The sequence below is a fragment of the Streptomyces sp. NPDC001056 genome, from assembly GCF_053598955.1.
Genome location: NZ_JBSFLI010000006.1, coordinates 243,057 through 256,073, shown reverse-complemented (window position 1 = coordinate 256,073; position 13,017 = coordinate 243,057). Strand labels below are relative to the sequence as shown.

Genomic DNA, 13,017 nt, shown 5'->3' with positions numbered 1-13,017 from the left:
TCCGATGGGCGCAACTCTGCGCGCGCTGCGTGCTCTTGTGCTGCTGCTCGGCTTCTATCTGCTGAGCCTTCTCCTGCTGGCCGCGCTGGTCGGCGTCGACATCGCCGCCTTCCGCTGGGGGCACGGCCCGGCGGTGGCGAAGCTCGGCTTCGTCACGGTGCTGCTGGCCGTCCCCGTCGTGCGCGGCATGTTCATGCTGCGCACCCCGAGGGGTGAGGACGGCCCCGGGATCGACGTCACCGAGGCCGACGAGCCCCGGCTGTGGGCGCTGGTGCGGGAAGTCGCGGCGGCGGCCGGCACCCGCGCCCCCGACCGGATCCGGCTCACCGGCGAGGTCAACGCGGCGGTCAGCGAGGACCCGCGGCTGCTCGGCCTGCTCCCCGGGCCGCGCCGCCTCTACCTGGGCGTGCCGCTGCTGACCGGCCTCACCCAGGCGCAGCTGAGGGCCGTACTCGCCCATGAGTACGGGCACTTCACCGGGGGCGACACCCGGTTGTCCGCGCTGGTGGTACGCGGCCGGGTGCAGCTCGGACGGGTCATCGCCCAGTTCCACGAGCGGGCGGACGGCAAGGTGGCCGCCGAGCGGGCCAAGCAGGAGCGGGCCTCCGCCAAGCGGGTCGCAAGGGGCAAGAAGGCGAAGAAGGTCGACGCGTCGGGCTCCGGGGTCTCGTACCGGATGATGGCGGCGATCTACGACCAGTACGCGAAGCTCTATCTGCGGGCCTCCCTGTCCACGGCGCGCGCGCAGGAGTTCGCCGCCGACCAGGTGGCCGCCCGGATCGCGGGGCGCGACGCGATGGCCGCCACGCTGCGCGAGATCCCGGTACTGTCCGCCTCGCACGACTTCTACCTGGACTCCTACGCCACCCTGGGCCTCGGGGCCCGGATGCTGCCGCCGCGCGGCGAGTTCTTCGGCGGTTTCGGCAAGCTGCTCACCGCGCGTGCGCAGGAGCTGGAGGGCCTGCGCGCGGAGCTGCCGAAGGAGCCGGCGTCGCCGTACGACTCCCATCCGCCGATCGCGGAGCGGGTGCGGCGGATCGAGGCGCTGCCCGCCGACGGCCGCGCCGACGAGGCGACGGGCCCGGCGCTCGCCGTGCTCACCGACCCGGCGCGGACCCTGGCCGCGCTGGAGGACGCCGTGCTCACCGACGAGGTACTGGGCTACGGCCGCGCCACCGGCTGGCCCGAGCTGCTGGACGCCTCGATGGCCTCGGGCCTGTCGTCGGCGCAGACCCCCGTGCACCGGGTGCTGGCCGCCCGCACCGGGCAGCCGGCGACGCTGGCCGCGCTGCTGGAGGTCGTGGACGCGGGCGGGCTGTGGCAGCTGGCGGAGCAGCTGCCGCTGTCGGCGGAGGCGAAGGCGGCACGGGGGCGGGCGTTCCGCGAGTTCGCGCGGCCGGTGCTGCACCGGTCGCTGCGGACCATGGTGCTGGCCGAGTTCAGCGCGCGTTCGCTGCTGACCTGGGACTTCTCCTGGTCCGGCCCGGCCGCCGTACGACTGCCCGGTGACGCCGCGGCGACCGGCGCCGGCGGGCAGAGCCCGGAGGAGGCCCTGGAGGCGGCGCTGGACGCGGCCCTCGCGGACCACCCCGACACGACCGCCCTGCGCGCCCTGCTGCCGCCGGCGCCCCAGCCCGTCTGACCGCCCCCTCTCTCTCTTTTCCCCCCGCGTCCCCGACGAACGGACCACACCACCGATGACCGTCCTGCTCTGGATCCTGGCCGTCCTGGCCCTGCCCTTGGTGATCGCCGCCCTCTGGTTCACCGGCGTGTTCGTGAAGGAGCTGTTCTCCCCGAGCCCGCCCGGCCCGGACGCGACGGCGCTGGCCGCCGAACGGCTGGGGCTGCTGCCCGCCGAGCGGCAGGACACCGAGCACGCCGCGCCCCCGCCCGCCGCGTGGTCGGCCGCGCTGGCGGCGGCGCGCGGCGGCGACTGGGAGCCGGCGGCCGAGCTGCTGCGGGCCAACGGGCGTGACTGGGAACGCCGTTCGTCGATCACCGCGGAGCTGGGCACGCTCGCCGCCGAGGAGGACGGCTGGCTGCTGGCCTGGGAGTCGGCGCGCCCGGGAGACCCGGACGCGGCCGTGGTCAGGGCGCAGGGCACGGTGTATCTGGCGTGGGAGCTGCGCGGCGCGAAGCGGGCCCAGCACACGAGCCGGGAACAGTTCGAGGGGTTCCACCGCATGCTCACCGCGGCCCGGGAGGAGATCGCGCGGGCCGCGGAGCTGAACCCCGAGGACCCGACGCCGTACATCGTGGAGATCTGGGTGGGGCTGGGCCTCGGGTACCCGGGCGCCGAGATGGACAAGCTGTGGGCGGAGATCACGAGCCGCGCCCCGTACCACTTCGGCGCGCACTACGCGGCGCTCCAGTACTGGTGCGCGAAGTGGCGCGGCTCGAAGCGGCAGGCGTTCGCGTTCGCCGAGCGCGCGGCCGCGGAGGCGCCGCTGGGCAGCCTGCTGACCGCGCTGCCGCTGATCGCGCACTTCGAGCACGACGAGACCACCGACGTCGCGGCCGACAGCACGCCCGAGATGCTCGCCCTGGTCGACGCCGGTCTCGCCGACGCGGCGGCCTGCGCGGCGAGCGACCCCGACCGTCCCGGCCTCGCCCAGCTGCGCCACCTGCTCGCCTACTACCTGCACCTCCAGGACCGGCACGAGGCGGCCCTGGAGCAGTTCCGGCTGGTCGACGGGCATGTGGACGCCCTGCCGTGGAGCTACCGGGGCGACGGGTCGGCGTCGTACTACTGCCGGGTGCGGAACGAGACGGTGGGGGCGGTGGCGGACGCGGGCTGAGGGTCGCGGGCGGAGACCGGCCCCGGGCCGGGGCCGGTGGCGGCGGATCGGCCGGGGCCGGTGGGCTCCGCCGCCTGGAGATGTCGTCCTCCGCCCCCGCGGAGACAATGGGAGACCCCCTGGTGGTGAGGTGGTGCCCCCATGCCCGCATGGCATCTGCGCGACTATCACGACGACGATCTCGATCAGGCGATCCAGATCTGGGACCAGTGCCGGCCGGCCGACGGGGACCCGGTGTTCCCGGTCTCGGAGGTGATGGCCGCGGCCAAGGCCGGGCAGACGGCGGTGGTCGCGGTGGTCGGGGACGAGCTGGTGGGGATGGCGGTGGCCCAGGCCCAGGGCAAGCGGGGCTGGATCCTGCTGATGGCGCTCGCCGCGCGCTGGCGCGAACGCGGGATCGGCAGTGCGCTCCTCGCCGAGCTGGAGCGGCGGCTGCGGGCGCTGGGGGTACGGCACATCAGCGCGCTGCTGCCCGCGGGCGCGGCCGGTTCCAAGGCGCTGGCGAACACCGGTTACCGGAGCCGCGACGACCTCACCTACTTCGAGAAGCTCGAACCGCTCGGCGCCGCCAACGCCGACGTCCTCGCCGCGCTCGGCGGCCGCATGCTGCCCGAGGGGCTGTGGGACGCGATGGCGGGCATGGAGCGGGAGAAGCAGGTCGTGGAGCGGCGGGTGGTGCTGCCGCTGACGGAGCCGGCGCTGGCCGACCGCTACGGGGTCGTACCACCCAAGTCGGTGATCCTGTTCGGGCCGCCCGGCACCGGCAAGACGAGCTTCGCCAAGGCGGTCTCGTCCCGGCTCGGCTGGCCGTTCGTGGAGCTGTTCCCCTCCCGGCTCGCCGCCGACACCAGCGAGGGGCTGGCGACGGCCCTGCGGGACGCCTTCGCGGACCTCGCGGAGCTGGACTCGGTGGTGCTCTTCATCGACGAGGTGGAGGAGATCGCCGCCGCGCGCTCCGGCAAGGCGGTGGACCCCGGGCACGGGGTGACCAACGAACTGCTCAAGCTGATCCCCGTCTTCCGCGAGCACGACTCACGGCTGCTGGTCTGCGCCACCAATTCCGTGCGCTCCCTCGACGCGGCCTTCCTGCGGCCGGGACGGTTCGACTACGTCATCCCCATCGGGCCGCCCGACCCGACCGCCCGCGCGGCGATCTGGGCCCGCTACCTGCGGGGCTCGGGCGACTCGGTGGATCTCGGCCAACTGGTCGGCGCCAGCGAGCTGTTCACCCCGGCCGACATCGAGTTCGCCGCCCGCAAGGGGGCCCAGGCGGCCTTCGAACGCGAGGTCGCCCACCGCGAGGGCCGCCCGGCGGGCACGGAGGACTACATGGCCGCCATCTCCGACACCCGTCCGACCCTCACCACCCGGGCGGTCAAGGAGTTCGGCGAGGACATCGACACGTACAGCAGGCTCTGAGGGGTGCTCGGGAGTCGGCACCGACGTGACGCGGCAGCCGACCCGGCGGCCTGGCCCCCGCCGGCACCAAGGCCCTTGAAGAGCAGTGCGCGACCCCGCGCCCCGAGGGGCGCGGGGAACGGCCGAGCGCCGCAGGTCAGATCGTCGCGGTGTCGATCACGAAGCGGTACCGGACATCGCTGGCCAGCACCCGCTCGTACGCGTCGTTGATCTCCGATGCGGCGATGAGCTCGATCTCCGCGCCGAGCCCGTGCTCCGCGCAGAAGTCCAGCATCTCCTGGGTCTCCGGGATACCGCCGATGCCGGAGCTGCTGACGCTGCGGCGCTTGCCGAAGAGGGACTGGAGGACGATCTGGACCGGCTCCTCGGGCAGGCCCACGTTGACCATGGCACCGTCGGTGCGCAGCAGCGAGAGGAAGGCGGAGAAGTCGAGGGGGGCCGAGACCGTGTTGAGGATGAGGTCGAAGGTGCCCTTGAGGTCCTCGAAGGTCTTCGGGTCGCTGGTGGCGTAGTAGTGGTCGGCGCCCAGCTTGAGGCCGTCGTCCTTCTTGCGCAGCGACTGGGAGAGGACGGTGACCTCCGCGCCCAGCGCGTGCGCGATCTTGACGCCCATGTGGCCGAGGCCGCCGAGGCCGACGACGGCGACCTTCTTGCCGGGGCCGGCGTTCCAGTGCCTCAGCGGGGAGTACGTGGTGATGCCGGCGCACAGCAGCGGCGCGGCCACGTCGAGGGACAGGCCCTCCGGGATGCGGACGACGTAGTTCTCGTCCACGACGACCTTCTGGGAGTAGCCGCCGTACGTCGGCTCGCCGTCGCGGCCCGTGTCGTTGTACGTCCAGGTGGGGCCCTTGTCGCAGTACTGCTGGAGGCCGGCCGCGCAGTTGTCGCACTCCCGGCAGGAGTCGACCATGCAGCCGACGCCCACGCGGTCGCCGACGGCGTACTTCGTCACGCCGGAGCCGACCTCCGCGACGACGCCCGCGATCTCGTGGCCCGGCACCATCGGGAAGGACGCCTTGCCCCAGCCCTCGCGGACCTGGTGGATGTCGGAGTGGCAGATGCCGGCGAACTTGATGTCGATCAGGACGTCGAACTCGCCGACCGCCCGTCGCTCGATCTCGGTCCGCTCCAGGGGGGCCTTCGCGGCGGGCGCGGCATACGCGGCAACAGTGGTCATGTCGGGGTTCTCCCTCACAAGGTCCGGCGTGTGCCCGGCTGCTTTTCCGCCGAGCACATCCCAAGAGTGCCTGGTGTCCCCGGAAGCACCCAGCCCACGGCTCTACGTACGACTGCCGTGCCTACCACTGGCGGGATCAGGCTGGCATGCCTACGACCAGCGGGCACGACGGATACTTGTGGTATGGAAGAACAGCAGGACACCGCCGTGACCGGGCCGCCCCTGGACCGGCGGGCCGAGCTCAGCGAGTTCCTGCGCAGCCGCAGGGCCCGGCTCAAGCCCCAGGACGTGGGACTGCCCGACTTCGGCCGGCACCGCCGGGTGCCGGGGCTGCGCCGGGAGGAGCTGGCCCAGCTGGCCGGGGTGTCGGTGGCGTACTACACGCGCCTGGAGCAGGGCAACGGCCGCAACGTCTCGGCGGAGGTCCTGGACTCGATCGCCCGCGCCCTGCGCCTCACGGACGCCGAGCACGCGCATCTGACGCATCTGGCCAAACCGAAGTCGCACAAGAAGAAGCCCGCGGCCCGGCAGCAGCATGTACGCCCGCCGCTGCGGCAGCTGCTGGACACGATGGAGGGCGTACCGGCGTACATCGTGGGCCGGCGCTCGGAGATCCTCGCCTGGAACCGCATGGCGGCGGCGGTCTTCGGCGACTGGGCGGAGCTGCCGGCGGCCGACCGCAACTGGGCGAGGCTGGTGTTCCTCAAGCCCGACTACCGGGAGCTGTTCGTCGACTGGGAGCAGAAGGCGATCGACATCGTCTGCGCGCTGCGCATGGACGCGGGATGTTATCCGGACGACCTCCGGCTGTCCGCCCTGGTGGGTGAACTCTCCGTCAAGAGCGAGGAGTTCCGCCGGTTGTGGGCCACGCACGACGTCAAGGAGAACCGCCACGGCGTCAAGCGGCTGCACCACCGGCTGGTGGGCGACCTCGCGCTGAACTTCGAGTCGTTCCGCCTCACCGACGGCACCGACCAGTCCCTCGTCGCCTACCACGCGGAGCCCGGCTCGCCCTCCGCCGAGTCCCTGCGGCTGCTGGCCAGCTGGGGCACGGACGCGACCCGTGCGGGGACGTCCGCGTAGCCCCGGCCGGCCCGCCGTCAGGCGTCCGCGTTCTCCGTCACCGTGATCCTTCCCTTGCGGATGGTGGCGACCCGGGGGGCCTTCCTCGCGAGCGTGGAGTCGTGGGTGACCATGACGAAGGTCAGCCCGTGCTCCTCCCACAGCCGCTCCGGTACGTCCATGATCTCGTCGCGCGTGCTCTCATCGAGGTTGCCGGTCGGCTCGCGGCCGGCCGCCGGAGCCGCCGCGCCCGAGGCCGTAGCCGCCGGCGCCGCCCTTGCCGTTCTGCTGGAACTGGCCGCGGGTGAAGGTGCCGCTGACCTTGACCACGGAGAGGTTCAGCCCGCCGGCGGCCGCCGCGACGCCCTGCTGGCCCGAGACCTCGGAGACGGTGGAGGAGGCGAGGGTGGTGAAGCCCTGCATGGGCGGAACGCCAGGAACGGCCCGTGACGGCATCCTGAGGCCGGCCTGAGAGACGGGTGAAAACCCCGGGGCCCGGAAAAACAGCGGTGCCGCCCCCCAAGGGGCGGCACACGGAGGGCTGTCGGGGACGGCGCGGCTCAGACGGCCGAACCGGCCTTCCACTGGGCCCAGTCCATGTTCCAGCCGTTGAGGCCGTTGTCCGGGGAGACCGTCTTGTCGCCGGTGTTCTGGACCACCACGACGTCACCGATCAGCGAGTGGTCGTAGAACCAGGCGGCCGGGGTGTTCGCGTCGCCCGCGCCCTTGACGTCCTGGAGGCCGACGCAGCCGTGGCTGGTGTTGACGTTGCCGAACACCGAGGAGGCGCCCCAGTAGTTGCCGTGGATGAAGGTGCCCGAGGTGGTCAGGCGCATGGCGTGCGGCACGTCCTTGATGTCGTACTCGCCCTTGCCGTCGTCGTCGGTGAAGCCGACGGTCGCGCCGTTCATGCGGGTCTGCTTGAACTTCTCGGAGATCACCATCCGGCCCTCGTACGTGGTGTGGTCGGGGGCGCCGGCGGAGATCGGGATGGTCTTGACGACCTTGCCGTCCTGCGTGATCTTCATCTGGTGGGTCTTCGCGTCCACGTACGAGACCTGGTTACGGCCGATGTGGAAGGTGACCGTCTTCTGCTGGACGCCGTAGACGCCGTTCGCGCCCTGGACGCCGTCGAGGGCGAGCTTCAGGGTGACGGTGGCGCCTTCCTTCCAGTAGTCCTCGGGGCGGCAGTCCATGCGGTTGGCGTTGAACCAGTGGCAGGCGACCTCCTGGCCGCTGCTGGAGGTGACCGTGATGCCCTTCTGCACGGCCGCCTTGTCGGTGATCGCCTTGTCGAAGTTGATCGAGACCGGCATGCCCACGCCGACGGTCGAGCCGTTGTCGGGAGTGAAGGTGCCGATGAAGCTGTTGCCCGGGGAGACCGTGGTGAAGGACGCGTTCTCGTGGGCTATGCGGCCCTGGGAGTCCTTGGCCGTCGCGGCGATCCTGTAGGTGGTGGAGCGCTCCAGCTGGACGGTCGGCTTCCAGCTCAGCTTGTCCGCGGCCAGCTGGCCGGCGACGGCCTTGCCGTCCTCGGTGGTCATGGTGACGCCGGTGAGCGTGCCCTTGCTGACCGTGACGGTGCCGGAGTTGTTGATCGACGCGTTGTCCGAGCCGTCCTTCGGGGTGACCGCGATCTGCGCCTCGGACGACTTCTGGGCCGCTGCCGCGTCGGCCTGGGCCTGCGATGACTCGCCGCTGCCGTGGGCCGAGGCCTTGTCCCCTCCGGAACAGGCCGAGAGCAGCAGCACACCGCCGAGCAGCGCGGACGCGGCCACCAGACCGTTGCGCCGCTTACCGTCCGTCATCACAAGCTTCTCCATCGTTGCCGAGTCGCAGATAACCCCGAGAGTCCCCCGTAGGAACCTTCAACGCTACGGCCGGTTCGTCCCGTTCCGGATCCGGTGGATCTGTGGGGCACACCACGTCCGCCGACGACCGGTGCGGTTCGCCGCCGGGCGGGTGGTGCGTGATCGGTCCGTGCGCCCCCTACGACGACGAAACCCCGGACGGCGGTTGCCGTCCGGGGTCCGAAGTGCCCCGGGGCGCTCAGCCGATGCCGTCCTCTTCGTCGTCGTCCTCCCCATCATCCCCGTCGATGTCCCATTCGGGCGAGTCCGGGTCGTACTCGATCCGCTCACTCGACCAGGAGGCCTGCTGGAGTTCCACTCCGGGCACCTCGCTGACCAGGTCGAACGGATCCACCAGATAGGCGAGTGCCTCCGCGGTGTCTTCCGTCACAGCGCCCTCGGCCTGGCTGCGCTCGGACTCCGGCAGCTCCGGATCGGCGGCGAGGCGGCGCAGTGCGGCCTTGGCCACCGCGTCCTCGTCCAGCACCTCGACCACCAGCTCCACCCGAAGCCGTACATAACGTGATGTCTCTTCATCGCTCATGGCGGGAGCGTACGGCCGAAACCTCCCGTGACTTTCCCGTGACCCGCGCCTTTCACTAACATCGCCTCACACGGCCAATTCGCCAGCGTCACAAGGGGGATCGATACTCCGTGTCATCCGTTCGCCGTCCGCTGCTGACCGCCACCGCCGCGGGCACCCTGCTGTGCGCTCTGTGGTTCGTCCCCTCCGCGAACGCGTCCCAGGAGGGACCGGCGCAGGGCACGGCGGCCGGCTCCGTCTCGACCTTCTCCGCGCCGGTCACCGCGCGGGCCAGAACGGTGTCGGCGACGACCACGGGAACGGCGGACGACGCCCAACTCGCCGATACCGGAAGCCCGGACACCACTCCGTACGTCGTCGGCGGCACCCTGTTCCTCGCGCTCGGCGCCGGGTTCGTGGTCTATTCGGTACGGCGCGAACGCCTGGGATTTTAATTTCCCTTGACCGATCTTTGACAGGTCTTACATAGTTCGCCCATGAAGAGATCATCGGGCGTGCGGCTGTGCGCCACCGTCACCGTGAGCGCGCTGTCGTTCGCCCTTGCCACGGGCTGTTCTGACGGAGGGTCCAAGAACTCCTCGGACAAGGGCTCCGCGCACAAGGCGCTGAGCACCGCCGAGTTGAGGAAGCTGATCGTCACCAAGGCCGATCTGCCCGGCTACGAGGTCGGCCCGGTGACCGAGACCCGCGCCAAGCGGATCACCACCGACAACGCGGACTGCGTCCCCCTGACCCGGGTGATGAGCGGCCTCCCGCCCACCGACGCGCCCGCGAGCACCGACCGCATGGCCACCGAGAACGCCCGCAAGCAGCCCTCGGCCAGGCCGACGTCCCTGGAGGACATGGACGAGGGCGAGTTCGAGGAGGCGATGCGGAAGTCCCTGGACCGGGACGTCACCACGGTGACGCTGGCCTCGTACGACGGGGACGGCGCCGAGCAGGCCATGAAGTCGCTGTCCGCCGCGGTGAAGGCGTGCGCGGGCGGCTTCACCGGTCGGCAGGCGGGCGCCGAGGCGAGGTTCACCAAGGTCGCCGAGGAGAAGCCCGCGGGCGGCGGGGACGCGTCGGTGGCGTTCGCCGCGACCGCGAAGGAGGACCAGAGCGACGGCGGGGGCGCGGCGCCCGTGCACGCCGAGGTGGACCGGCACGGCTCCACCGTGTCCGTGTACTTCACGACGAACCTGGGCGCGATGATGGCCAGGAAGGCGTACACGGTGACGCCCGCGGTCGTGCGGGCGCAGGAGGCCAGGCTGAAGTGACGGAAGAGGGACCCCGCGCGTCGACGGGGCCCCTTTCCGAGCCGGTTACCGCAGCGGGCCGGTGACCGACTCCGCGGCCGCGACCAGGTGGCCGCCGCGCACGAAGGCGTCGGCCGCGGCCAGATCGGGCGCCAGGAAGCGGTCCGGGCCCGGACCCTGGACCCCGGCGGCGCGGGCGGCCTCGATCACGGCCCGCGAGGCGGGCGCCGGGCTCAGGCCCTCGCGCAGCTGGAGGGCGCGGGTGGCCGCGTACAGCTCGATCGCGATGATCCGGGTGAGGTTGTCCACGGCGGTGCGCAGCTTGCGCGCGGCCGACCAGCCCATGGAGACGTGGTCCTCCTGCATGGCGGAGGACGGGATGGAGTCCGCGGAGGCCGGTACGGCGAGCCGCTTCATCTCGCTGACCAGGGCGGCCTGCGTGTACTGGGCGATCATCAGGCCGGAGTCCACGCCGGCGTCGTCGGCGAGGAACGGCGGCAGGCCGTGGCTGCGGTTCTTGTCCAGCAGCCGGTCCGTGCGGCGCTCGGCGATGGAGCCGAGGTCGGCGGCGGCGACGGCGAGGAAGTCCAGGACGTAGGCGACCGGCGCGCCGTGGAAGTTGCCGTTGGACTCCACCCGCCCGTCGGGCAGCACCACCGGGTTGTCCACGGCGGCGGCCAGCTCGCGCTCGGCGACCAGGCGGGCGTGCGCGATGGTGTCGCGGCCGGCGCCGGCGACCTGCGGGGCGCAACGCACCGAGTAGGCGTCCTGGACGCGCGGGGCGTCGTCCTGGTGGTGCCCGGTGAGCTGCGAATCCTTCAGCACCGCGAGCATGTTGGCGGCCGCGGCGCCCTGGCCCGGGTGCGGGCGGATCGCGTGCAGCTCGGGCGCGAGCACCTTGTCGGTGCCGAGCAGCGCCTCCAGGCTGAGGGCGGCGGTGATGTCGGCGGACTTGTAGAGGGTGTCGAGGTCGGCGAGGGCCATGACCAGCATGCCGAGCATGCCGTCGGTGCCGTTGAGCAGGGCGAGGCCCTCCTTCTCGCGCAGCTCGACGGGCTGGATCCCGTGCGCGGCGAGCAGTTCGCCGGCCGGCCGCACGACCCCGTCGGGGCCCTCGGCCTCGCCCTCGCCCATGAGGGTCAGGGCGCAGTGCGACAGCGGGGCGAGGTCGCCCGAACAGCCGAGGGAGCCGTACTCGTGCACGACCGGGGTGATCCCGGCGTTGAGCACGTCGGCCATGGTCTGCGCGACCTCAGGGCGTACGCCGGTGTGTCCGGAGCAGACGGTCTTCAGGCGCAGGAACATCAGGGCCCGTACGACCTCCCGCTCCACCCGCGGGCCCATGCCGGCGGCGTGCGAGCGGACGATGTTGCGCTGCAACTGGGCGCGGAGTTCCGGGCTGATGTGCCGGGTCGCCAGGGCGCCGAAGCCGGTGGAGACGCCGTAGACCGGGTCCGGCTTGGCCGCGAGCGCGTCCACGATCCCGCGGGCCGCGGCCAGCGCCGCCACGGCCTCCTCCGACAGCTCGATCCGGGCAGCGCCGCGCGCCACGGCGAGAACGTCGGACGCCGAGACACCGGACGTCCCCACCACCACAGTGTGCATATCCATATTCAGGAGCGTACGCATTGAATGCGATGCTGTCACTAGTGGGGGCGGGGTGCGCCCCTTACCCGGTGGTGTGGGCTTCGTCGCAGCCCTCAGGGGTTGCGGCCGCGGAAGCGGCGGCGTTCGGCGCGGGCGGGCGGCGGCTCGTCGGCGAGGCGGACGACCGGGTCGTCGGGGCCCTCGCGGCCGGCGACCACGGGACGGTCGGCGCGCATCGCCTTGGCACGGTACTGGGCGGCGTCCGCGAGGCGGAACAGCCGCCGGGCGTCGTCCACCGCGCCGATCGGGTCCTCGGTCGAGGCGACCCCGCAGGCGACCCCCTCCCCCAGCTCCAACTCGCCCGCGCGGCGGCACAGCTCGTCCGCCGCCTTGACCACGTCGTCGGCGGGCGGACCGACCGCGAGGAGGCAGAACTCGTCCCCGCCGAGCCGCGCGACCAGGGCGCCCGGCACCATCGCGCCGCACAGCGACAGCACCGAGCCGAAGCGTTCCAGGAGGCGGTCGCCGACGGCGTGGCCCTGGGTGTCGTTGACCCGTTTGAGCCCGTTGAGGTCGCAGACCACGAGGCTGACGACGGCGCCGTCGGCGCGGTGCCGTTCCAGCGCCTCGTCGAGACGCACGTCGACGGCACGGCGGTTGGCGAGGCCGGTCAGGGCGTCGGTGTAGGCGAGCCGACGGGCCTCTTCGAGGCGTTCGGTCTGCGCGAGGCCCGCGGCGACGACGGCCGCGAGGACGGTGGCGAAGTCGGCGTCGGCGCGGCCGAAGACGGGGGACCCGGTGGCGCGGGCGACGTACACCTCGCCCCAGGCCCTGCCGTGCAGCACCACGGGGGCGACGACGCAGCAGCCGCGGCCACGGCGCCGCAGGGCGGCGACGCGCTGGTGGAAGTACCCGGGGGTGCCGGCGGCGGTGCCCTCGGCGGTCTCCACCCAGGCGTTGGGACCGCCGCCGCCGGCCCAGCGTTCGTGCAGGAACTCGGTGATCTCCGGGAACTGGTGCACCGGGTACGACTCGGCCTCCGGGAACTCCTCCTCGTCCGCGCACCGGTCGCCGACGTTCACCAGGACGCGCAGCCGCCCCCGTTCCCGCTCCCACACCGACAGCGCGGCGAAGCTGCCGTCCAGCGCGTGGCAGGCGCCCAGCGCGGCGGCCTGCCACGAGTCCTGGGGGGTGTGCGCCGCGGCCATCCCCTGCGCCAGCGCCACCACTGCGGCCAGCCGCTCGTCGTCGCCCATTACTCCAGATTAGGGAGGATTTTCCCAGTTCGGGGTATCAGCGGGGCGAACAGGGGTTTTGTTCCGAGTGGCGCCTCCCGGTCCGA

General features: G+C 72.4%; 12 protein-coding genes and 1 pseudogene. 6 read left to right on the top strand and 7 right to left on the bottom strand.

Annotation, left to right across the window (positions count from 1 at the left end):
• Nucleotides 1-4 precede the first annotated feature (4 nt).
• The 3 genes from ACWDD7_RS10425 (at nt 5) to ACWDD7_RS10415 (ending at nt 4,217) form a co-directional block, all read left to right on the top strand.
• Complete coding sequence (locus ACWDD7_RS10425) at nt 5-1,642, top strand: M48 family metalloprotease (RefSeq protein WP_450457031.1); 1,638 nt, start codon at nt 5-7, stop codon at nt 1,640-1,642.
• Between the two features lie 55 nt (nt 1,643-1,697).
• Entirely contained in the window at nt 1,698-2,798 is a 1,101-nt protein-coding gene (locus ACWDD7_RS10420; protein WP_450457030.1) for a hypothetical protein, read from the top strand.
• A 141-nt stretch (nt 2,799-2,939) separates the two neighbouring features.
• Nucleotides 2,940-4,217 (top strand): ATP-binding protein, encoded by a 1,278-nt coding sequence (locus ACWDD7_RS10415; RefSeq protein WP_450457029.1) that lies wholly within the window; start codon nt 2,940-2,942, stop codon nt 4,215-4,217.
• Nucleotides 4,218-4,353: 136 nt separating this feature from the next.
• Here the strand turns inward: ACWDD7_RS10415 and ACWDD7_RS10410 are convergent, their stop codons facing one another.
• A complete protein-coding gene (locus ACWDD7_RS10410) occupies nt 4,354-5,394 on the bottom strand; it encodes an NAD(P)-dependent alcohol dehydrogenase (protein ID WP_351878837.1) in 1,041 nt (346 codons plus the stop codon).
• A gap of 183 nt (nt 5,395-5,577) precedes the next feature.
• On the opposite strand from ACWDD7_RS10410, the gene ACWDD7_RS10405 reads away from it, so the two are divergent.
• Entirely contained in the window at nt 5,578-6,477 is a 900-nt protein-coding gene (locus tag ACWDD7_RS10405) for a helix-turn-helix domain-containing protein (RefSeq protein WP_351878840.1), read from the top strand.
• 17 nt (nt 6,478-6,494) lie between these two features.
• On the opposite strand, the pseudogene ACWDD7_RS10400 reads toward ACWDD7_RS10405, so the two are convergent.
• From ACWDD7_RS10400 to ACWDD7_RS10385, 4 genes and pseudogenes are all read right to left on the bottom strand, one after another.
• Nucleotides 6,495-6,680 (bottom strand): annotated as a pseudogene (locus ACWDD7_RS10400) (ABC transporter ATP-binding protein); the annotation flags it as partial.
• Nucleotides 6,658-6,879, bottom strand: coding sequence for a hypothetical protein (locus tag ACWDD7_RS10395; RefSeq protein WP_450457028.1), 222 nt, complete (start codon nt 6,877-6,879; stop codon nt 6,658-6,660). The pseudogene ACWDD7_RS10400 and the gene ACWDD7_RS10395, both read right to left, overlap by 23 nt.
• A gap of 137 nt (nt 6,880-7,016) precedes the next feature.
• Nucleotides 7,017-8,264 carry a L,D-transpeptidase gene (locus tag ACWDD7_RS10390; RefSeq protein ID WP_450457027.1) on the bottom strand — a complete coding sequence of 416 codons (1,248 nt, stop codon included), beginning with the start codon at nt 8,262-8,264 and terminating at the stop codon, nt 7,017-7,019.
• 241 nt (nt 8,265-8,505) lie between these two features.
• The gene (locus tag ACWDD7_RS10385; protein WP_351878846.1) at nt 8,506-8,850 is read right to left on the bottom strand and encodes a hypothetical protein; all 345 of its coding nucleotides are present in this window, start codon (nt 8,848-8,850) and stop codon (nt 8,506-8,508) included.
• A gap of 110 nt (nt 8,851-8,960) precedes the next feature.
• On the opposite strand from ACWDD7_RS10385, the gene ACWDD7_RS10380 reads away from it, so the two are divergent.
• Nucleotides 8,961-9,284: an LAETG motif-containing sortase-dependent surface protein gene (locus ACWDD7_RS10380; protein WP_450457026.1), complete on the top strand. Its 324-nt coding sequence runs from the start codon at nt 8,961-8,963 to the stop codon at nt 9,282-9,284.
• A gap of 42 nt (nt 9,285-9,326) precedes the next feature.
• On the top strand, nt 9,327-10,109 hold the full coding sequence (locus ACWDD7_RS10375) for a hypothetical protein (protein ID WP_450457025.1): 783 nt from the start codon (nt 9,327-9,329) through the stop codon (nt 10,107-10,109).
• Between the two features lie 45 nt (nt 10,110-10,154).
• On the opposite strand, the gene hutH is transcribed toward ACWDD7_RS10375, so the two are convergent.
• Complete coding sequence (hutH, locus tag ACWDD7_RS10370) at nt 10,155-11,693, bottom strand: histidine ammonia-lyase (RefSeq protein WP_450457063.1); 1,539 nt, start codon at nt 11,691-11,693, stop codon at nt 10,155-10,157.
• 95 nt (nt 11,694-11,788) lie between these two features.
• A complete protein-coding gene (locus ACWDD7_RS10365) occupies nt 11,789-12,931 on the bottom strand; it encodes a diguanylate cyclase domain-containing protein (RefSeq protein WP_450457024.1) in 1,143 nt (380 codons plus the stop codon).
• Nucleotides 12,932-13,017: the final 86 nt, after the last annotated feature.

Coding starts and splice junctions, on each gene's coding strand:
- ACWDD7_RS10425 (WP_450457031.1), top strand. CDS start 5: ATGGGCGCAACTCTGCGCGCGCTGCGTGCTCTTGTGCTGCTGCTCGGC.
- ACWDD7_RS10420 (WP_450457030.1), top strand. CDS start 1,698: ATGACCGTCCTGCTCTGGATCCTGGCCGTCCTGGCCCTGCCCTTGGTG.
- ACWDD7_RS10415 (WP_450457029.1), top strand. CDS start 2,940: ATGCCCGCATGGCATCTGCGCGACTATCACGACGACGATCTCGATCAG.
- ACWDD7_RS10410 (WP_351878837.1), bottom strand. CDS start 5,394: ATGACCACTGTTGCCGCGTATGCCGCGCCCGCCGCGAAGGCCCCCCTG.
- ACWDD7_RS10405 (WP_351878840.1), top strand. CDS start 5,578: ATGGAAGAACAGCAGGACACCGCCGTGACCGGGCCGCCCCTGGACCGG.
- ACWDD7_RS10395 (WP_450457028.1), bottom strand. CDS start 6,879: ATGCAGGGCTTCACCACCCTCGCCTCCTCCACCGTCTCCGAGGTCTCG.
- ACWDD7_RS10390 (WP_450457027.1), bottom strand. CDS start 8,264: ATGACGGACGGTAAGCGGCGCAACGGTCTGGTGGCCGCGTCCGCGCTG.
- ACWDD7_RS10385 (WP_351878846.1), bottom strand. CDS start 8,850: ATGAGCGATGAAGAGACATCACGTTATGTACGGCTTCGGGTGGAGCTG.
- ACWDD7_RS10375 (WP_450457025.1), top strand. CDS start 9,327: ATGAAGAGATCATCGGGCGTGCGGCTGTGCGCCACCGTCACCGTGAGC.
- hutH (WP_450457063.1), bottom strand. CDS start 11,693: ATGCACACTGTGGTGGTGGGGACGTCCGGTGTCTCGGCGTCCGACGTT.
- ACWDD7_RS10365 (WP_450457024.1), bottom strand. CDS start 12,931: ATGGGCGACGACGAGCGGCTGGCCGCAGTGGTGGCGCTGGCGCAGGGG.